The organism is Flavisolibacter ginsengisoli DSM 18119 (genome assembly GCF_900129295.1).
Lineage (GTDB): Bacteria > Bacteroidota > Bacteroidia > Chitinophagales > Chitinophagaceae > Flavisolibacter > Flavisolibacter ginsengisoli.
On the sequence record NZ_FQUU01000005.1, the window covers coordinates 17,665 to 38,661 of the forward strand.

Below are 20,997 nucleotides of genomic sequence, written 5' to 3' on the forward strand. Positions count from 1 at the left end.
AGCAAACAGACAATCTTCTTGTTCTTTGAATGATATTCTTGTAGGTTTGTCCGTTTAGATACTTGCCACTATTGAAGTTATCCATCATCATAGTCAATTATAATGTCAAATACTTCCTTGAACAGTGTCTTTTCTCATTGCGCAAAGCCTGTAAAGGAGTAGAGGCAGAGATATTTGTAATAGACAATCTCTCAACCGACGGCAGCATTGCCTACCTAAAGCCCAAGTTTCCCGATGTACGGTTTATAAAAAAAGATAGTAATGTGGGCTTTGCAAAAGCCTGTAATGCAGGCTTACAACTGGCAAAGGGCGAGTATATATTATTCTTAAATCCGGATACGCTGGTGCCTGAAGATTGCTTTCCTGCCTGTTTTTCTTTTTTTGAAACCCATGAAGATTGTGGAGCTATAGGTGTGAAAATGGTGGATGGGTCAGGGCGGTTTTTGAAAGAATCTAAACGATCCTTTCCTTCCCCAATTACATCCTTGTACAAATTAGCAGGGCTTTCAAGGTGCTTTCCACGATCAAAGGTATTCAGCAGGTATCACCTGGGACATTTGGATGATTCTAAAAACCACGAAGTGGACGTACTGGCGGGGGCTTTTATGATGGTAAGAAAAAAGGTTTTAGATGAAACCGGTGGATTTGACGAGATGTTCTTTATGTATGGGGAGGATGTGGACTTAAGTTACAGGATACAACAGGCGGGTTATAAAAATTATTACCTGGCAGAGACAAGTATAATCCACTTTAAGGGAGAAAGCACGCGGCGCGGCAGCCTGAACTATGTGAGGATGTTTTACAAGGCAATGAGCCTGTTTGTCCACAAACATTACGGGGGTGCCAGCGCTGGTATTTTCAATATCAGTATACAATTGGCTATCTGGGCAAGGGCTACCATTACTGCAATTGCCAAGTTTATTAAATGGATTGGACTTCCGGTAATTGATGGCCTATTGATACTACTATCCTTCTGGCTTACAAAGGAAGTATGGATCAACTATATTAAAACAGATACCATTTACCCAAAGGGGTTATTATTGGTTTCTTTTCCTGCGTTTATGATCGTTTACCTGTTAGTAGCTTATTATGCAGGATTGTACGACAGGTATTATAAATTCAACAACCTGGCAAGATCCAACTTTACAGCTACCCTGGTATTGTTAGCGGTTTATGCTTTGCTACCCGAAGACCTGCGATTTTCCAGGGGTATAGTACTGTTCGGATCACTTATCTCTTTTATTCTATTAAACGCATTCCGATGGTTCTTGTTGAAAGGTGATATGCTGAGGCCCGCACCGGGAATGATAACAAAACCATACATACTTGTGGCAGGATCAGAGAAGGAATTCAATGAAATCAAAAATTTCCTGCAGCCTACCAACATGGAGGATAAGATCATTGGCAGGGTGGCAATCAATGGTGATACCGGTGAAGCTGTTTCAGGGTTAAGAGATATAGCCAATGCGTCCAGGTCCCTGAAGGCGGAAGAAATCATCTTTTGTACGGGAAGTATCAGCTATAAAAATATCATTAGGCTACTTCCGCAAATGCCCGGAGGACTTAGAATACGATTTCATGCCTCCTGCAGCGGTAGTATTGTAGGCAGCGAAGCTGGCCATACAGCCGGGGCAACTCTTGCAGCAGAAAAAGAATATAATTTATTCAATGCCGGGAAAAGACGTAGCAAACGACTAATAGATGTAAGCGCATCTATTCTGTTTTTGATCTTCTTCCCGATACCTATTTTTGTTTTGAAACGGCCCTCTAACTTTTTTAGAAACTGCATTCATGTTCTTTTAGGAAAAAAAACATGGGTGGGGTATATTATTCATGAAGTTCAGTTGCCCATGTTGAGAAAAAGTATTTTGGGTTCAAATGGCTTCCCCCTAAAAGATCAAAAGCTGCCGGTAGAAAGCTTAAAAATGGTGGACGAATGGTATGCAAGGGATTATCAACCCTTGCAGGACATTAAAACCATTTTTAGTAGCTATGTATATTTGGATGCTTAGATTCGCCGGGCACAATTGGTACCTTTATTGATAACACTAACGGTTGTAAAGAATGGCAAGGATCATTGATATAAAACTTCCTAAAGCGATAGCAGCGGCCTTGCGTATCCCTGAAAACGATCCAAGGAGACAACAGTTAAGGGTATTGAAGAAATTGTTGAAAAAGGCTACCCTTACAGAGTTTGGCCAGAAATACCATTTTGACGAGATCTTACTAAGTAAACACATAGGAAAAGAATTTCAGCAACGGGTACCCGTACATGATTATAATAAGATCTATGAAGAATGGTGGAAGAAAACACTTGAAGGCGTTCCCGATGTTACCTGGCCTGGGAAAATAAAATATTACGCGCTTAGTTCCGGCACCTCTGAATCTGCCAGCAAGTATATCCCTGTCACCAAAGAAATGTTGCGCAGCAACCGGATCAACTATATCCGCCAGCTAATATCTGTATTTAACTACGAACATTTACCACGCAATGCTGTAACAAAAGGATTCTTAATGCTGGGCGGTGCAACCGACCTGCAGAAAGGTAAGGCAGGCTGGTACGCCGGTGACCTAAGTGGCATCCTTGCAAAGAACAGGCCTTTCTGGTTCCAGACTTTTTATAAGCCTGGTGGGCGCATTGCTAAGATCAAAGACTGGAATGAAAAGCTGAACGAGATTGTAGAAAAAGCACCTGATTGGGATATAGGGTATATTGTTGGCGTACCCGCCTGGTGTCAGATGTGTATGGAAATGATCATTGAACATTACAAGGTCAAAACCATTCATGATATATGGCCTAACCTTGGATTCTTTGTTCATGGAGGTGTGGCCTTCGAACCCTATAAGAAGGGATTTGAAAAGTTATTGGCTAAACCTATTGTCTATATAGAAAACTATCTATCGAGTGAAGGATTCATCGGCTATAAAGATCGTGAAAATGCCAGGGGCATGAAGCTTGTGCTGGATAATAACATCTTCATGGAATTTATTCCTTTTGACAGTAAAAACTTTGATAGTGAGGGGAACATGGTGAAAGATCCTGAAGCATACATGATACATGAAGTGGAAGAAGGCAAAGACTATGCATTGCTGATGAGTACCAACTCCGGGGCATGGAGGTACCTGATAGGAGATACGCTTCGTTTTGTTGATATAGAAAGAAAAGAAGTAGTGATAACCGGTCGCACAAAGCACTACTTAAGCCTTGTTGGAGAACATCTAAGCGTGGAGAATATGAACAAGGCGGTTGAATTGGTGAGCGAGGAGCTTAATATTTCAATACCTGAATTTACAGTAGCTGGATTTCCTTATGAGAATCTCTTTGCTCATAAATGGTATGTAGCCTGTGACGATAAAGTGGATGAAGATCTTTTGATTAAAAAGATCGATGAACACCTCTGCCAGTTAAATGATGACTATGCAGTTGAGCGCACCAGTGCTCTCAAACAGGTATTTATTGAAAAGCTTCCCGAACAGGCCTTTCTAAAATTTATGGAAACCAAGGGCAAGTTAGGTAGTCAGCATAAGTTTCCCCGCGTGTTAAAAGGAAAAATATGGCAGGAATGGAATGAGTTCCTGAACATGAATTACGAGAACAAATAGTGGTTCTTATTTCATTATTGAATCCCCTTTTCATTTTCTACTTCTAACTTAGCAGATTTCAATCACTTATGGTCAATGCTTTACTAAAAGGAATAACGCTGGGGCTCTTGCTTGCAATATCCGTAGGACCTATAGTTTTTACTGTTATCAAGCAAAGCCTTAATAATGGAACAAAGGGAGGGCTTGCTTTTATTGCCGGAATTTCTTTAAGCGATATCATTTTAGTCATACTGGCCAACCTGTTCACCAATCTCTTTACCACATTAAATGAACATAAGCAGGTACTTGCCACTATAGCCAGCATTTTCCTTATCCTGGTTGGCGTTTATTACCTGTTTTTCAAAAAGGTTAAGGTCACTGCGGAAGGAGCGCAATCGCTGACATTTAACACCGGTGATTACCTCAAGATCTTTACTATGGGGTTTATCATGAATGTTTTTAACCCAGGCATTATCATTTTCTGGCTCACAACCTCAACCACCTTTATAGGAAATACTTTAGAGCACCGCATAATCATTTTTACTACTGCCCTATTTTTGGCATTGGCAGCAGATGTATTAAAGGTCCTGCTGGCAAATAATTTACGTAAAAGGTTAACGCCAAAAAACATTCACCGCATCAACCAGCTTAATGGGATCATATTAATTGGATTTGGTGTGGTGATCATTTTTTTACAGTAAACTGCGGTAATGAAATCTAAATCGGGAAAAACCACTATCTGGACCTGGGTCAAAAGAATTATCCTTGGTTTATTTATTCTGCAATTAGTCTACATCATTGCTTTGAAATGGATCAATCCTCCCGTAACGCTTACCCAATTACAAAGCCTGTTTACAGGTAATGGTCTTAAAAGGGATTATGTTAGCGGAGATGAGCTTTCTTATAATATGAAACTTGCCGTTGTTTCCTCCGAAGACCAGGTTTTTCCTGATCATAGTGGTTTTGACTGGAAGAGCATTGAGAAAGCTATGAAATACAATAAGAAAAAACCTAACCGTATCAGGGGTGCCAGCACCATTAGCCAGCAAGTGGCCAAGAATGTGTTTTTATGGCAGGGACGTGACTGGATTCGAAAGGGTCTCGAGATCTATTTCACTAAGATGATAGAATGGATCTGGGGCAAAGAACGAATCCTTGATGTCTATTTAAATGTTATAGAGATGGGTAAAGGCATTTTCGGGGCGGAAGCTGCAGCACAATATTATTTTAAAAAACCCGCAAAGAAATTAACCCGAAGAGAAGCTGCCATGATTGCTGCCTGCCTGCCTAATCCAAAAAAATATACAGTAAAGCCTGCCTCTAATTTTGTGCAAGCCAAATCATGGTGGATACTCCAGCAAATGAATAATCTTGAAGGAGATCCTGACCTTCAAAAGATCATAGCAGACTAATAAGAAAGTATTTACAATAAATAGAAGGCTAACGTACCTATTTCCTTTTGTAGATAGTATTTAAAATGGTTATTGCCGTTTGCAGTCTTTGTGTATCTGTTCCGGTAATCTCCGCCCACATGGTATTGCTGTTAATGACAATATCCTTATACATATCGAATAACTTTTTTCTAAATACCGGGTCAGGGTACTCTCTCAGGCCATCTGATTCCCAGGGCAGGTCTATCGAGCACAACAGGTAGAAATCATATTTGCGTTGCGCTATCTGCTTCAATATCCAGGTATGGCAATTTTCAAATGCCACTTCACACCATACCTTCATTACATACATATCCGTATCAATAAAATAATAACCATTACGTGCCTCCTGCATCATTGAGTCTTCCAACTCCAATTGTCCATGGGCAATATTCAACAGGTCCTCATAATTATAATCCATTCCTTTTTCAGAAAGATACTCCCTGGCAAATTCCGGGCACCACACAGTATTATAGTACTCAGCCAATTGCTTGCATAGTGTACTTTTCCCGGTCGACTCCGGCCCTATAATGACGATCTTTCTCATGCAACTTCACTTAAATGGTTAACACCAGGTTTCCTGATAGCTCTCAATTTCCATTCCTGTAAACCTAATACTGCCAGCACCAACAACACAACATAATACACACTTGTGAACACCAGGCCTTTTACAAAGTAGAGAGGAATAGAAGCTATGTTGGTAGCTATCCACAAGTACCAGCTTTCCACTTTTTTTCTTGCCATTAGCCACATGCCGGTATAGGCAGTTGCAGAAGCAAATGCATCGGCCCATGGTATGGCACCAGAGGCAAATAATTGTTTTAAATAAACGAGCGAAAAATATACAGCTACATAAAAGAAGGCACAAAAAAGTAATTGGTAGATCCATTGCTTTCTGCTGGAATAAGTAATATGAACCAGTGGATGCGCCTGCTTGTCTTTCCTTGCCCAAACAATCCACCCGTAAATGCTCATTACCGTATAGTAAAAATTGACGCTTGCCTCGCCAATAAGATGGTATTTAAAGCTGAGATAAATATATATGATGGTATTGACCAGGCCTACCGGGTATACCCAAATGTTTTCTTTTTTAGAAAACCATACACTGAGTATGCCGGTAACCACAGCAATATATTCAAGTGGAGTGGTCGCCTTTATTCCGGTTATAAATTGTTGTACCAGGTCTTGCATAGAGAGTTGCAAACCTACTTGAAATCAACGGCTTTGTACCAGTTGCCTGGCTTTAAATATAGTATGCCTTTGCCTGTTAAGAACCTGGTGGGCAACTGTTTTCTTCCCATACTTGTTGTTTGCCATACAGAAAAATGCAAATGAGGAAAAGCAGAAAAGCCTGTACTGCCGCTGTATCCGATCACCTGGCCTTGCGCAATACTATCTCCCACTTTTACCAATGATCCGTGGAAACTAATATGTCCATAATAAGCCTGGCTGCTGTCTATATGCCTGATAACTATAAGATTTGCCTTGCCTGCATACCTTTTGCCTATGCCACCTTTTTCATAATCCTGCACCACCCTGGTTACTATGCCTTCCCTGGCCGCCAGGACAGGAGTTCCCCTATTCATTTTAAAATCCAGTGCAAGCCTACCCCGGTGAGAGAATATTGAATTATACCCCTGGACCAAAAAGTGGGACTTTCCTTTTTCATACGGAAGCCTGTACACAAAGCTGCTGTCATTTGCATAGGATTCTATACTGGCAAAATGAAATTGCTTTCCACAGGAAGAAAGTAAGGATGCTAAAACTAACCACAGGATTAACAGCTTCATCGGGTACAAAAATAAAAAGCGGCCACTGGCCGCTTTCATGATTCTAGTATTGTTTTATTATTCTGCTTCAGCCACTACTTCAGTCACCTCTGGTATCATCCTCTTCATCATTCCTTCAATGCCAGCTTTAAGCGTGATCATAGAAGAAGGACAGCCACTACAGCTTCCCTGGAGCATCAGGTTCACTACACCTTCATCATAACTCTTGAACTGTATGGCCCCACCATCCATTTCAACTGCTGGTCGCACATAGTTGTCAAGCAATTCCTTGATCCTCTTTACCACATCACTGTCATCAACATTTACATCATTGCTGCTCTCCACCTTCCTTACAGCCACTTCTTCTTCGTTGATCACAGGTTTACCTTCCTCAAGGTATCCTTTTAAAAACTCGCGTATAGCTGGGATCACATCCTGCCAGTCAGTTTCAGGAGTTTTAGTCAGTGTAACAAAATTAGAAGCAATGAAAACCGCTTTAATAAAGGGGAAACCGAATAATTCATTGGCCAGCGGAGAGGGCTTCGCGCTTTCTACGTCCGGGAAATCAATGCTTTTACCTGGATACAAAAGCTTGTTTGCAACAAACTTCATTGTTTCCGGGTTGGGGGTCATTTCGGTATATATGCTGATAATAGGATTGCCTGTTTTGATCATTTTGCACTATTTGAACTGCAAATTTACCATAGTTCCTGTTAAAAGGATGCTATGAAAGCGCAATTTGCGCAATTCGTAAAGGTTTAAAACGTACGTTTCAGGCCAAGGGTAATATAAAACAGGTTTTCTCCCCTTTCAGAAAGATCTGCCCGGCCCGCAACTGTTATCAGGTTTTGGGGTAATATATAGGAAGGGGTAGCCATGAACATCCATTTATCTTTTGCATAGATGAAAGGAATAGAGGCTTCATAAGCCAGGATGTTGAATTGTTGCACCTGCTCAGTCACCTGGGTATTTGACCCTTGTAATAATGGAAGGCCGCCTTTCTTCTTATTATAGGTGTTGGTAAAGTTTTGTGTACCTGCATAAGCATAGAACGAAGGGTCAATAACAATTACACCGCCATTATTATTTTCCTTCCTGATGATGTGGTCTACTCCGGCAGTGGCACCAAAGTCTGTTTTATCACTAAACTTAACATCACCACCAAGCGTAAGGTTCACAATTTTATTTAAAGCACTTACACTAAATCCTGCCTGGGATTTTAAAGCTGATTGCACCAATTGACTTCCTGCGGTATAAAAGGGTTTCAGCACAAACAAGTTGGTCATCCATTTTTCACTGGTCTTTTGATAACCCACTGTTGTAATAGTGCCTGCATATTCCATCTTTTGCATACTATTATTTACAAACACCGGCGCAGCATTGACATAGAATTTCTCACCCAGCCAGACTTCAGCAAGAGGGAAGAATCCTGTGCTTTTTAAACTATCTGTGCGGCCAAAATAATTAAGGTTGGAATTATAGTTCAAACTCAGCTTAAGCTGAACTTTCCTGACAGTACTATCCTGGGCCTGGGAATAAATTGATATAGTAGTTGCCAGCAGGAAGAATATCTTTTTCATGGGGTGTGTTTTAAAAAAGCATCCCATCCAGGTTATGAATGGGATGAGTTACATAGGGGTAATATTATCCTTTCTTCACCTGGCCTTTAGCCTCGGTTTTAGTTTTTACTTTTCCATTTACTGAAGCTCCGTCTTTATCAGCTTTCACACTGTTGGATGCATCAGTTTCATTGCTGCTGCTTAATACGGCAGAATGCTCATTGGCATGCTCTTTAGCTTCGTCAGAAGCATGAATAGCAGCTTTTGATTTAGCACGGCCTTCAGCCTTCACCTTTGTTTTGGTCTTGTCTTTTGCTTCTTTTGTTTTTACAATGGCCGCATCTTTTTCGTCTTCAGCCTTCACCTTTACTTTATCTGCTTTTGACTTTGCCTTATCAGCTGCCTGGTCACCATCTACTTTCACGTCTGCATCAGTAGAAGTAGTACCATCTGATTTAGCGCCAAATACAGCGGAGTTATCATTTGCATGTGCTTTAGCCTGCTCAGATGCATGTACTTCGGCCTGGGCGTTTACCCTTGCATTTTCCTTAGCGGTAGTAGATACACTGCCTGTTGTACGAACAGAATTTTTTACTGCAGCTTTGGTTGCTGATGTAGCAGCACCTGTAGTAGCTTTAGTAGCAGCACTTGCATTAGCAGCAGCATGAGCGGCGGCCTGTGTAGCGCCTGTTACATTAACTGATTTTGAAACGGAAGCACGGGTGCTGTTGGTAACACCTAAACCTACCTGTGCAAAGGTTACTGAAGCTGCAAACGTGGCAGCTAAAACTAAAACGGATTGTTTGATTGTTTTCATACGAGTATATTTTGTGTTTCGTGTATCATAGAAGGGTAATTAAGGCTGAGGTTTAAAAAAGCCATTAACATTTTTTAACCTAATGGCGGAAAATAAGTGGAATCTATTAGGCATATAGGCCAAACACTATCTTAGGAAAAGAAGCGTTTTGCCCCAAAAAGAAGGGCATCATACCTAAGTATGATGCCCTTATATAAAAAAATAATAAGTTGATTATTAAGTTACTATCATCAGCTTCGCATAATTCAGCATGATCTTCTTTTCCCCATTCTCATCAAACTTTATGGTGGCTACAGGATTGTGACTCGAACCCTCCAGTTTCAAGACCTCACCAAAACCAAACTTCTGGTGTTCCACCCGCATGCCCTGCTCCAGTTTTGTAATATCACTGGGAACAAAATTGGGAGAAGGTACATGTGCCACCTCTTTGGGCTTGTTATTTCCACTTAGTAAGGTGGACACAAAGGTCTTTTCCTTTGGTTCTGTTTTTGCACTGCCAAATCCCCGCTGCATTCTTTCAAAGGCAGAACCCATCATACCCTGTCCCGAATGGTTTTTTACACCTCCTCCCGCGAAGCTCTTATCAATGAATTCCATGGGTATTTCATCAATGAAGCGACTGGGATCATTCTGTTGTAGGTTGCCAAATTTATACCGGGTGTTGGCATAGCTTAGATACAATGTTCCCTTTGCCCTTGTTACCGACACATAGAACAGCCTGCGCTCTTCTTCCAGTTCCTCCCTGGTATTAATGCTCATGGCATTGGGAAATAATCCTTCTTCAAGGCCGCCCACAAAGACAACAGGAAATTCCAGTCCCTTGGCAGCATGAATAGTCATTAGCTTCACGGTATCTGCATCTGGATCTTTCTGATCGGCATCCGTTAGCAAAGTAATTTGTTGTAAATAGCCAGCAAGACTTTTATCTCCCACTTCGCCACTTTCTTCACTCATGGGTGTTTCAGTAAACTCCTTGATAGAGTTCAATAATTCCTGCACGTTTTCATAACGCTGAACCCCTTCGGTGCTTTTATCATTGAACAACTCCTTTACAAAGGCTGTTTGCTTTCCCACATGAAAAGCTATATCATAAGCATTCTTGGTAGGCAGCATGCTGTGAAAACTGCGGATCATCAGTACAAATTCTTCTATAGCCGTTAAGGTACCCGCCTTAAATCCAAACATCTGCGCATTCTCCAACACCTGCCACATGCTGATATTATTCTCATTGGCAGCCAGTATGGCCCTGTCAACAGATGTCTTGCCTATACCGCGTACAGGATAGTTGATGATGCGCTTTAAAGCTTCTTCATCCTTGGGATTGACAATGATCCTCAGGTAAGCTATATAATCTTTTATCTCTTTGCGCTGGTAGAATGAAATGCCTCCATAGATGGTATAGGGAATATTCATTCTTCTCAGGCTTTCTTCAAAAGAACGGCTCTGCGCATTGGTGCGGTATAATATAGCTACGTCCTTATTGTTATGATGGTATCGCAGCTTTTGCTCCTGTATGGCATCCGCTACAAACTTCCCTTCATCGTTATCTGTCATGGTGCGCACCAGCTTGATCTTTTCACCGGTAGCATTCTCTGTAAAAAGTGTCTTGGGTATCTGGCCTTTGTTGTTCTTGATGATCTCATTGGCAATACTCAATATGTTTTGCGTACTGCGGTAATTCTGTTCCAGTTTTATCACCTTCACTTCATCATAATCCTTCTGAAACTGCAATATGTTTTGGATGGTAGCTCCACGGAAAGAATAAATGCTCTGGGCATCATCACCTACCACGCAAACATTTTCATGCACAGCACCCAATAGCTTGATGATCTCGTACTGAGCCGGGTTAGTATCCTGGTACTCATCGATCAGGATGTACTTGAACTTATGTTGGTACTTGTGCAATACTTCAGGGAAATGCTTTAGCAGTTCGTACATCTTGAACAGCAGGTCATCAAAATCCATGGCACCATTCTTAAAACACCGTTTACTGTAAGCATCGTAGATATGGCCGATCATGGGTCTGTTAGCCCTCATATCCTCCTGCTGCAGGTAATAGTCGGTCATGTATTCCTTTGGACCAACCAGTGAATTCTTGGCAGATGAGATGCGATTATATACGGCATTGGGCTTATAATGCTGCACATCCAGGTTCAACTCATTCGTCACCGCTTTTACCACGCTCTTGGCATCGTCTGTGTCATAGATGGTAAAGGCATTTGGATATCCTATGCGGTGTGCTTCGGCACGCATAATGCGGGCAAAGACACTGTGAAATGTTCCTATATATAGGTTGCGGGATTCACGGTTGCCAAGGATGTGGCCAATACGTTCCTTCATTTCGGCTGCTGCCTTATTGGTAAACGTCAGGGCCAGGATATTAAAAGCATCTACTCCCTGGGCCATCAGGTGTGCTATACGGGTGGTCAACACCTTTGTTTTGCCGCTTCCGGCGCCTGCCACTATCATTAGTGGGCCCTCGGTGGTCAATACAGCTTCACGCTGTCTATCATTCAATCCCTTCAAATAATCATGCATGCCGCGAAGGTAGTTTTTTGGGGTGGCTTTCCATGCAGGTACTATCTTAAAAGAACAACAAAAACCTTCCCTTCAGAGGGCCTTTTTATATTTTAAACTGCAAGGATTCTGTAAAACATTGAATTTGTTTTTTAATCCCTTTATATCTCCGCCTGGCGCCATCTTAGATATATTAGTTTTAATACCTTGCCGTTCTCAATACATGGCTATGAACACAAATTTACCCGAGGTATGGCTGCGCGGGCCTGTCGAAAATATCCCTTCGCTATTGCAGCCGGCAGCACATGCAGTGATGCAGGCGCTTGAAGAAGTAAAAGCTATTATGCAGGATTTCCCCCATGAACTTTTATGGGTTAAGCCTGCGGGTGTGGCTTCTGTTGCCTTTCACCTACAACATATGGCGGGCGTACTGGATCGCCTGTCCACTTATGCCCGCAAGGAAATGCTTTCTCCGGAACAAATGAACTGGTTACAAGGTGAAGGGAAAGAAATAAACATTACGGTGGATGCACTCCTTGCCCGTTTGGAACATAATGTTCAATTGTACCTGCAGCAATTGTCCAAAACCAGCGAGTCCTCGCTTACAGAATCAAGGACCATAGGAAGAAAAGCTTTACCTACAACGCACCTGGGATTGTTATTTCATGCTGCAGAACATACACAAAGACACCTGGGGCAACTGCTGGTTACCGCAAGGGTGGTAAAAGCCAACTATAGTAACAGGCAAACATAAAGTGAAAGATTATCCAAAGCTGCCCTTAATAATGGCTATTGGCACTCTTAACAACCTGCCTCATCGGTTTTAACGGCATAACCTTTGTAAAATCAAGGGTATGAAAAAGATGATAGGTGTAATAGTGGCAGCAGCTTTACTAAGTTCCTGCACACAGGTGGCTGGTTGGTTTGGCAATACAACAGACAGTACTACCCACAAAGAAATTGACAGCAGCTCATATGCTGCGTTTAGAGATGAAACTATCACACAGGCCAATGCCTATTCCGATATGTTCCTGGATAGTGCAGCAGTAGCATCATATATTCAAAAAGAAAAGCTCAGCGACTCCGCTGCAAGGGACTTACGCAATTTTTACCTGGTCCGCAACTATCAGTATGCCTGGTTTACTTCGCAGGGAATGACTGAACAGGCAAGGGCAATGTGGAATTTATATGCAGGCGATTCAAGTAATGCTGACAAAAGGCTGAAGGCTCATATTGATAGCCTGATGCAGAATGATTCATTACAATTAAACAGGGGCGATTCTTCTTTTGCTCAGACTGAGCTTGATATGACCAGGCAGCTGGTACAATATGCAGCCAGGCAGGACAGCGGTTTGATTACAAGTGAAAATATTTATTACCTGGTGCCTGCTAAAAAACAGGATGTGATGCAATTGGCTGATTCTATCCTGCACAGGGAAAAGGATTCAGCACAATATGCCAATAACAAGGCATACAATGCACTAAAACAACAATTGGCTATTTATTACAAAGCAGCATCCGATAGCTCCTTAAAGAATATTTCCATTCGTTCGGAGAAATTAAAAAAAGGAAGTACTACGCCCCAGGTGGTCGTAATAAAAAAACGATTGGCAGCAACCGGGGATTATGTAACTACAGATACATCTTCAAAATTTAATGACTCACTGGAAACAGCCATTAAAGACTTCCAATATAGGAATGGATTAATGCCAACCGGTGTGGTGAATGATTCATTGGTGCAGGTGTTGAATGTGCCTTTAAAGCAAAGAGTAGAGCAGATACTGGTGAACCTCAACCGTACTTTATGGATGCGACCAATGAATGACAGCAATCGCATCATGGTCAACATTCCTTCCTTGATGCTGTATGCTATTGAAGATAGCGGAAAGGTATTCGAGATGCCTGTCATTGTAGGTAAAGAAGGTACCAGCACATTAATGTTCAGCGGTGATATCAGCGAGATCGTATTTAACCCGGTATGGCATATACCGCAAAGCATAGTTGAAAAGGAAATAATGCCTAAAATGAAAGCTGACCCTAAGTACCTGGAGAAAAATAATATGCAGGTCGTCAGCAATAAAGACAGTGTTCCTGAGATCAAACAGTTGCCAGGTATGAAAAACTCTTTAGGGCAGGCAAAATTCCTCTTCCCTAATCGCTACGATATCTACCTGCACGATACACCTGACAAATCCTTGTTTGCTAAAAAGGATAGGGCTTTGAGTCATGGTTGCATACGTGTGGCAGATGCGAAAAAGTTGGCAGCATACCTGTTAAGAGACCAGGGTGATTGGTCTGCTACAAAGATTGAACAGGTGATGAAGGGTAATAATGAACAGCATGTGGCAGTAAAGCAAAAGGAACCTGTATATATTACCTATTTCACAGCCTGGGTGGACGAGAAGGGTAAAATGAACTTCAGGAATGATGTCTACGGGCACGATAAAGAAACAGGAGAAAGAATGTTCACTTCAATGTAAAGGTTTACCTGGTATGTAAAAAACGGTTACAGGAGTTTTCTAATTTCCTGTAACCGTTTTTTATTCTCTTATCTCAAGTAACTTCATCCATATTTATTCTTATGAAGTTTATTACCTCCTTTTTATTTCTTATGATATCTATGCATGCAATGGCTCAGAATAAAACCTATATGCTTGTAGGCACTTACACATCCGGAAAGAGTGTAGGCATCTATGTATATGAATTCAACACGAATACGGGAGCTATTCGTTTGGTTGATTCCAGCGCTACTTCCAACCCATCTTACCTGGCCGTATCCCCTGATCAAAGGATTGTGTATGCTGTCAATGAAGATGCTACCCCTGGTGTAGGGGGTAAAGTATCAGCATTCCAGTTCAATAAAAAGAATGGACATTTAACGCTGGTGAACCAGGTTCGTTCCATGGGAGATCACCCATGCTATGTAGCCGTTGACAAAACAGGAAAATGGGTAGCTGTTGGCAATTATAGCTCTGGCAGCCTTGCCGTATTTCCTTCAACCCGGAATGGCAGCCTTGGATCGCCTGTTAGCACGGTTCATCATAGCGGTAGTGGTCCCAACAAGGACAGGCAGGAAAAAGCGCATGTGCATTCTACTGTATTCACTCCAGATAATAAATACCTGGTTGTATCGGATTTGGGCACGGATAAGGTAACCCTGTATCCTTTTAGTCAAAGCAGGGGCACGCTTGACTCTGCCAGGAAGTTTGTTATTGACATGCCCGGGGGCTCAGGGCCAAGGCATTTTATCTTTCATCCCAATGGTAAATGGGGTTACCTGGTGCAGGAATTATCAGGTAATGTTACCCTTTTTGATTATGCTAAGGGTAAGCTGAAAGAAAGACAAACAATAAGTTCCCTGCCTGCAGGGTTTAATAAATCTTTTACCAGCGCAGACATACACATCTCTTCGGATGGCCAATACCTCTATACCTCCACAAGAGATAAGGCCAATACCATTGCCATATTTAAAATAAACGCTAAAACCGGGCAACTGCGCCTGATATCCCAACAGGAAACTTTGGGAAATACACCACGCAATTTCAACCTTGACCCTTCTGGTAATTTTCTTTTAGCTGCCAATCAGAACTCTGATAACATTGTCATTTTCCGCAGGAATCCAAAAACAGGTTTATTAAGAGACACTGGGCATCGTGTGCAGGTGGGTAATCCTGTCTGTATTAAATGGGTGCAATAACAGGATCTCTAATAACCAGAGTGCAAAAAATACCCATAAGTAGGTATTTCCCAGGCTTATATAAGACCCTAACTTGCAGCTAACACTTTATCTCTGATTCATTTATTTTCTCTTGTTCAGTAAAGGCAAGGCCACCAGGCTTTGCCTTTTTTTTGCGCCTAGCATAACTATTGCTGCAATCTATCAAAAGGAAATAGTATGAACAGATTGAAAGACAAAGTTGCCATCGTAACCGGTGGAGGTACTGGCATTGGCGAAGCCATCTGTAAAAAATTTGCAAGGGAAGGTGCCAAGGTCATTGTAAGCGGCTTTCCTGAAGACCCGGTACATGATGTAGTCAGGGAGATCATGACTGAGGGTGGAGATGCTTCACCATTTATTGCCGACATCTCTGTTGAAGACAATGCCATGCGTTGTGTAGAGTTTGCCGTTAACACCTATGGAAAGCTGGATATACTCATAAATAATGCAGGTGTATTTCCTGTAATGGCCGAGATTCAGAATTATCCAATAGATGCTTTTGAATACCTGATAAAGAACAATATCCGTTCAGCATTTTTGATGACACGCTATGCCATACCGGAGCTTAAAAAAACAAAGGGTTGCATTGTATCTGCCGGGTCAGAATCTGGCAAATTGGGATTGGGTGAAAATTCTGTTTATGGTGGTACAAAAGGCTGGATGCATGCCTTTACAAGAGGCGTGGCAGTAGAGCAGGCTAAATATGGCATCAGGGCCAATTGCGTATGCCCGGGCGCCATTGACACGGCGTGGACACATAAAGAAACAGGGCCTATGAAGGCCAAGCATGAGCAAATGATCATTGCCGGTACGCCCATGGGCAGAAGAGGCACGCCGGAAGAAATTGCCAATGCCTATTTATTCCTGGCTTCAGACGAAGCGTCGTATGTAACAGGTGCATTGTTTTCTGTTGATGGAGGTATCACTATTTCCAAGGGGCCTGTTGGCAAGGAAGCGGAAAGTGAAGTTACCGAAGAGCCTAAGGGCGAATTGAACTTACACCATAGCATGGATGGGGCAACGAATATGTTAAGAGGCGTTCCAAGAGAAGTGCATCAGCCATAGCAAATCTATAATGCAGGGGATACTACTATCTCCGGCATCTTAAATGAAGATCGTGAAACTCTATTCTTCTGGTTCGTTACCTGATACCTTTTCTGATGTGAATTGATTCTTTAAGTATTCATTGAAAAAAGAACCTGCAGATCCTTCGCATTCAATATACAATTGAAAGATCTTCCACATCCTTGGAGGCACATCATAGTAGCGGTACACATTGCCAGAACGGAATTCGATCTCCATCGTTTTTTCCTTTTCATTATAATCTACCTTGTGAATGGTAGAAGACTTAGTAGTGAATACCGGCTTTGCCATAAATAAGTGTGCATAAAAATTATACCAGCGAATTATTTATTTACCACTTTAAAAGGAAAACTTCTGGAGTTGTCATGATGTTACTTTGGTTCCCTCCAGCCACATAGATATTGTTATTGACTGAAATGATAGATGCATTAGGAACAATATAATTTAATTTCCCTATCGACCAGGATTTAGACACCAGGTTAAAAACATCAAATGTTTTTACATCAACATTCCAGCTGGGGAATCCAGGGAAAAAGATAATATTTTCACCAAATAATACTGAGTTTAATCCAGCTATTGGATTTGACAAACATGAAAAGCTTGAAGTTTGTGTTTCAACATCCCTGATCTCCACAAGTAAAGATTGCACGGCGGATGTAGATGTTATTCCTGTAACTCCTCCAGCCCAATAGATATTTTTTTTGTCAACAGCAGATGCGAAAAACAACTTTCCTTCCTGTAAACTGGAGACTGACCATGAATTAGAAACACCATCATAAATATCTATACGGTTAGATATATTATTATCTTTTGTTTTTCCGCCAGCAAAATAAATTTTGTTATTTATAGTAGTTCCGACAGCTGAAGCTCTTGCTTCACTCAATGAATCCATTGTCCAGGTGCCTGTCGTTGTATTAAGAATATCAATTCTGTTTGAAGGTTCATAATGGTTAAAGATCCACTTGCTACCTCCGGCAAAAAAGATCTTATCGCCCATAGTCACACTGCAAATATTGCCTCTTGGTTCACTAAGCTCGGCTTTCGTCCAGGAATCGTTGTTTGCATCATATATATCGATCATCGAATGATTAATACCAGAGCCAAAGCCCCCGGCTATATAAATTTTATTTCCAGCAGTTGCTACACTCATATCCTGGCGAGGAATACTTAAATCAATATAAGACCAGGTATTAGTCATATAATCATAAATATCAACCCTGGAAGAAATTTTAAGAAGTGCATATTCATCGTAAGTAAACCCGCCGATAAAAAGTATTTTATTGCCGGCAGTTGCAGTTAGCATACCCATTCTCCCTGCAGAAAGCATTCCGATAGGCACTAATTGTGCATTAATAATGGGCCTGTTGGATGAGCAGGTAGGATTGAGAGTGGCGGATACCTGCACAGTATCACTAGAAGATAGACCTGCATTATCTGTAACGGTTAGTTCGAAAAGATAAGTGCCACCCGTTACATCATAAACCTTTGAACTTGCCTTCATTGGATCTGTAATATTGGTTTGATTGGCACCTCCAATTTGTTTCCATACATAGGATACAATAGATCCATCGGGATCGTAAGATTGGCTTCCATCAATACTAACAGAATTAATCGGCTGAGTATACGTAATATCGGCACCAGCTTTAGCAACAGGTGGTTGGTTTATTTGTGATGAAATAGATACCCTGATTTGCATAGTATCAGCAGAACTTAAGCCTTCATTATCTGTTACTTTCAACTCCAGGTCATATATACCAGCTATCATTCCCCTGAGCATTGTTACAACGGAATCGGGATGTGTAATTATCAACGAAGGGTTTGGTGAGACCACCCTCCATTTATAGGATACGATGAAACCATCAGGATCTTTGGAAGCTTTTCCGGTTATAGTTGTACTGTCTTTAGGAAGTATGACCAGTTGATCTATTCCTGCATCAGCGATTGGTGGTTTATTACCTGCAAGGCAGTGTTCACAAGAGTATTCTTTGGAACAGGAGTTAAAAACTGTTCCAAAAAAAACGGTCATTACAATGAATAAAAATCCTGGTTTCATCCTGGCATTTTAGGCATAATATTCTAGGGACTGGATCTGTAGCTTTTTCAGGATGACTTTAAAAAGAAGATATTGTAATTTATCAAAAAGAAGTAGTCTTAAAGTTCGGAAAATAAATTGATATGAGGAGCCTTTGCGTATTCTTTGCGTGGGTTCTCTCTTTGCGAACTTGGCGATACTCAGTAACGCAAAGAGTGCAAAGATGTCCGCAAAGGACCGAAAAGATGAATACCAATAAAACATGCCTGCACCCATTAGTTCACTTAAGACCTAACGAACCAGAAACAAAAAACAAAAAACCAGAAACGCTTAAGCAGTATGTTTAAGGAGAAACATTGGGACCTGGTAATCCGGTGCAAAGTCTCCTTCAAACCTTATCTTCCAGTCATAATCTTCCATATAAAGCTCTAAGTACTCTGTGTCTTCAGCAGTAAGTGGTGCAGTTACTTTGACCAGGAGTTTATTCTTCATCTTCTTTACCTTTTCTTTCTTTGGTTCTTTCAGCCTAGCCTCCAGTTCCTTTTCAAAGGAAGAAACAAGCAGGGTAAACTGCTCCCGGGTTAAAGAAATACGTTCTTGTTCTGAAAGGAAAGTATACAGGGCAGTGAATACATCCCCTTTTTCCATTCCCTGTTTTAAACAGACAATAGCTATGGTCCTTACCAGTTTAAACAAATGCCTGTATCTTCTTTTGGTGGGAACAAAGCGGTAGATTATGGAAGACATGATATTGCCTGTACCAAACCTTTCAGCACTTCTCCTGCTTCCTTCAAAGGCAGGGTCCTTCCAGTAGCGCTTTGAGTCCACTCCGGGCAGCATTCTTACCAGGTAGCCCCACAACTGATCATAATAAAAGTTGGTGTCACCATCCACTGTACCTGTTGCCTTAACGTATCCTGTTTGCTTAGCCATATGATATTAGATTTTATAGCTGCAAGATTTTGAAAATCCATGTTAGTTCAAAACCACCATGTCCGTTTTGGCCGCTTTTGGCCGATTTGACCGATAATGTCAGCTTTTGGCCGGAAGGGAATTGAGTCGGGAGTCTACAGTCTGGAGTCAGGAGCCTAGGAATACAGGCACCTAATGGTAACCCAAGGTCAGGCAACTTGCTACCAAAGCCCTATCTACGGTATACTTAGTGCGTGATCACCACGCAGTATCTATACCGGAGCTATACAGTTGATAGGGCGTTGATATGCTTCAGACCGGTACCAGGTAGAACTGGCCAGCCAGCATAGCAAGGAACTGCAGCCATCTAAAGCCAAGTCATCGTTCGACTCGCCAATTGATTCAAACCTTTATGGTCTTCTGTCCATTTCCCTTTACTTGAAAATTGAAAATTGAACATTGCTCATTGAATATTATTCATCCTTTATCTATCAATCAAACATTTTTAAGCAGCCTCTCTGCCTCCTGCCTCCAGACTATAGACTCAACCTCTCTCCGGTATATGGTTTGCAACACACCTTCCTATGTTTCGGTGGATATCAGCAAAGTTCAGGAAGACGGCTGCGGCAATGGCTTTATTATCAGTGGAGATGGCGATCGTGGTCAGCCTGTTCGTTTGTGCGCTGGTGGTATTCATTTTTGTTACCCGCCGAATCTTTTTCATGCACCGCACTGGCTTTGACGAACGTGTGTTTAAATTACTCAGCAGCCATGTCAGTGAAGAGAACAACGAGATTGTGCTGTTCTTCACCTTTCTGGGCTCGCATGAATTCCTGATCCCGGCCAACCTGGTGCTGATAGGCTATTATCTTTTTATAAGAAAAAAGAAATGGTACTCCATCAAGGTGCCGGCTATAGCCATCAGCAGCCTGTTGCTGATGTTCATTCTCAAACGCCTCTTCAACCGCCCCAGGCCGGGGATTCCACTGCTTTACGAGGCAAAGGGCCTTAGTTTTCCGAGTGGTCATGCCCTGATGAGCGTGACCTTTTATGGATTGCTGATCTATATAGTTTTCAAAACCTTCAGGAATAAAGGAGCAAAATGGACCATCATTTCCCTGTTATTGCTATTGATCCTCATTATCGGGTTTACCCGCATTTACCTGCGGGTGCATTATACCACAGATGTGATAGCGGGCTATTGCATTGGCTTCCTCTGGTTGGTATTTTCAGTGTGGCTGCTGAACCGGCTGGAAAGATACAGTATGCAGAAGCTGGCCCCTGCTGTTGAGGCACCCGATGCCGAAACGGGGCCGCCAGGGGCTGCCGCTGATTAAAACCAGGTTTATTTCTTTGGATTTTTATCGAAAGTGTCTCTTTTAGACAGGTCAACGCGGTTCTCCAGTTTAGCACTGTCCGTTGCCGGGTGTGCAGTTACATAGGGTGTATCTGCGAGCCCTCCATTAGAGTCAATGGGTTTAATGCCATCATTTACAGCACCGCTTTCTCCCCCATTGTTGCTGCACGATTGAAGCATAATAAAGCCGGCCATTGCGATCAAAACCTTTTTCATAGTAT

At 41.9% G+C, this 20,997-nt stretch carries 20 protein-coding genes; 9 read left to right on the forward strand and 11 right to left on the reverse strand.

Annotation, left to right across the window (positions count from 1 at the left end):
- Nucleotides 1–71 precede the first annotated feature (71 nt).
- The 4 genes from BUA53_RS07315 (at nucleotide 72) to mtgA (ending at nucleotide 4,994) form a co-directional block, all read left to right on the forward strand.
- Nucleotides 72–2,012, forward strand: a complete 1,941-nt coding sequence (locus BUA53_RS07315; protein ID WP_072834717.1) for a glycosyltransferase family 2 protein — start codon at nucleotides 72–74, stop codon at nucleotides 2,010–2,012.
- 52 nt (nucleotides 2,013–2,064) lie between these two features.
- Nucleotides 2,065–3,603, forward strand: coding sequence for a GH3 family acyl-acid amido synthetase (locus BUA53_RS07320; protein ID WP_072834718.1), 1,539 nt, complete (start codon nucleotides 2,065–2,067; stop codon nucleotides 3,601–3,603).
- Between the two features lie 68 nt (nucleotides 3,604–3,671).
- On the forward strand, nucleotides 3,672–4,283 hold the full coding sequence (locus BUA53_RS07325) for a LysE family translocator (protein ID WP_072834719.1): 612 nt from the start codon (nucleotides 3,672–3,674) through the stop codon (nucleotides 4,281–4,283).
- A gap of 9 nt (nucleotides 4,284–4,292) precedes the next feature.
- A complete protein-coding gene (mtgA, locus tag BUA53_RS07330) occupies nucleotides 4,293–4,994 on the forward strand; it encodes a monofunctional biosynthetic peptidoglycan transglycosylase (protein WP_175546033.1) in 702 nt (233 codons plus the stop codon).
- A gap of 37 nt (nucleotides 4,995–5,031) precedes the next feature.
- Here the strand turns inward: mtgA and BUA53_RS07335 are convergent, their stop codons facing one another.
- The 7 genes from BUA53_RS07335 to BUA53_RS07365 all read right to left on the reverse strand — a co-directional run bounded on the left by BUA53_RS07335 (nucleotide 5,032) and on the right by BUA53_RS07365 (nucleotide 11,695).
- Nucleotides 5,032–5,559 (reverse strand): AAA family ATPase, encoded by a 528-nt coding sequence (locus BUA53_RS07335; RefSeq protein WP_072834720.1) that lies wholly within the window; start codon nucleotides 5,557–5,559, stop codon nucleotides 5,032–5,034.
- Nucleotides 5,556–6,203 (reverse strand): nicotinamide riboside transporter PnuC, encoded by a 648-nt coding sequence (gene pnuC / locus BUA53_RS07340; RefSeq protein WP_072834721.1) that lies wholly within the window; start codon nucleotides 6,201–6,203, stop codon nucleotides 5,556–5,558. Before pnuC ends, BUA53_RS07335 begins: the two co-directional genes overlap by 4 nt.
- Before the next feature lie 14 nt (nucleotides 6,204–6,217).
- Nucleotides 6,218–6,802, reverse strand: coding sequence for a M23 family metallopeptidase (locus tag BUA53_RS07345; protein WP_175546034.1), 585 nt, complete (start codon nucleotides 6,800–6,802; stop codon nucleotides 6,218–6,220).
- A gap of 57 nt (nucleotides 6,803–6,859) precedes the next feature.
- Entirely contained in the window at nucleotides 6,860–7,456 is a 597-nt protein-coding gene (locus BUA53_RS07350) for a NifU family protein (protein ID WP_072834723.1), read from the reverse strand.
- Between the two features lie 83 nt (nucleotides 7,457–7,539).
- Entirely contained in the window at nucleotides 7,540–8,361 is an 822-nt protein-coding gene (locus tag BUA53_RS07355) for a hypothetical protein (RefSeq protein WP_072834724.1), read from the reverse strand.
- A gap of 64 nt (nucleotides 8,362–8,425) precedes the next feature.
- On the reverse strand, nucleotides 8,426–9,157 hold the full coding sequence (locus BUA53_RS07360) for a hypothetical protein (protein ID WP_072834725.1): 732 nt from the start codon (nucleotides 9,155–9,157) through the stop codon (nucleotides 8,426–8,428).
- A 216-nt stretch (nucleotides 9,158–9,373) separates the two neighbouring features.
- Nucleotides 9,374–11,695: an ATP-dependent helicase gene (locus BUA53_RS07365; protein WP_072834726.1), complete on the reverse strand. Its 2,322-nt coding sequence runs from the start codon at nucleotides 11,693–11,695 to the stop codon at nucleotides 9,374–9,376.
- 208 nt (nucleotides 11,696–11,903) lie between these two features.
- On the opposite strand from BUA53_RS07365, the gene BUA53_RS07370 reads away from it, so the two are divergent.
- The 4 genes from BUA53_RS07370 to BUA53_RS07385 all read left to right on the forward strand — a co-directional run bounded on the left by BUA53_RS07370 (nucleotide 11,904) and on the right by BUA53_RS07385 (nucleotide 16,457).
- Nucleotides 11,904–12,428 carry a DinB family protein gene (locus tag BUA53_RS07370; RefSeq protein WP_139256363.1) on the forward strand — a complete coding sequence of 175 codons (525 nt, stop codon included), beginning with the start codon at nucleotides 11,904–11,906 and terminating at the stop codon, nucleotides 12,426–12,428.
- Between the two features lie 100 nt (nucleotides 12,429–12,528).
- On the forward strand, nucleotides 12,529–14,154 hold the full coding sequence (locus tag BUA53_RS07375; protein ID WP_072834727.1) for a L,D-transpeptidase family protein: 1,626 nt from the start codon (nucleotides 12,529–12,531) through the stop codon (nucleotides 14,152–14,154).
- Nucleotides 14,155–14,255: 101 nt separating this feature from the next.
- Entirely contained in the window at nucleotides 14,256–15,371 is a 1,116-nt protein-coding gene (locus tag BUA53_RS07380; protein ID WP_072834728.1) for a lactonase family protein, read from the forward strand.
- A 198-nt stretch (nucleotides 15,372–15,569) separates the two neighbouring features.
- A complete protein-coding gene (locus BUA53_RS07385; protein ID WP_072834729.1) occupies nucleotides 15,570–16,457 on the forward strand; it encodes an SDR family NAD(P)-dependent oxidoreductase in 888 nt (295 codons plus the stop codon).
- A gap of 60 nt (nucleotides 16,458–16,517) precedes the next feature.
- Here the strand turns inward: BUA53_RS07385 and BUA53_RS07390 are convergent, their stop codons facing one another.
- From BUA53_RS07390 to BUA53_RS07405, 3 genes are all read right to left on the reverse strand, one after another.
- The gene (locus tag BUA53_RS07390) at nucleotides 16,518–16,766 is read right to left on the reverse strand and encodes a KTSC domain-containing protein (RefSeq protein ID WP_072834730.1); all 249 of its coding nucleotides are present in this window, start codon (nucleotides 16,764–16,766) and stop codon (nucleotides 16,518–16,520) included.
- A gap of 40 nt (nucleotides 16,767–16,806) precedes the next feature.
- Entirely contained in the window at nucleotides 16,807–18,528 is a 1,722-nt protein-coding gene (locus BUA53_RS07395; RefSeq protein WP_072834731.1) for a Kelch repeat-containing protein, read from the reverse strand.
- Nucleotides 18,529–18,837: 309 nt separating this feature from the next.
- Nucleotides 18,838–19,440, reverse strand: a complete 603-nt coding sequence (locus BUA53_RS07405; protein ID WP_072834733.1) for a hypothetical protein — start codon at nucleotides 19,438–19,440, stop codon at nucleotides 18,838–18,840.
- Nucleotides 19,441–20,003: 563 nt separating this feature from the next.
- Between BUA53_RS07405 and BUA53_RS07410 the strand changes: the two genes are divergently transcribed.
- Entirely contained in the window at nucleotides 20,004–20,756 is a 753-nt protein-coding gene (locus BUA53_RS07410) for a phosphatase PAP2 family protein (RefSeq protein WP_072834734.1), read from the forward strand.
- Nucleotides 20,757–20,764: 8 nt separating this feature from the next.
- Here the strand turns inward: BUA53_RS07410 and BUA53_RS07415 are convergent, their stop codons facing one another.
- Complete coding sequence (locus BUA53_RS07415; protein WP_072834735.1) at nucleotides 20,765–20,992, reverse strand: hypothetical protein; 228 nt, start codon at nucleotides 20,990–20,992, stop codon at nucleotides 20,765–20,767.
- Nucleotides 20,993–20,997 lie beyond the last annotated feature (5 nt).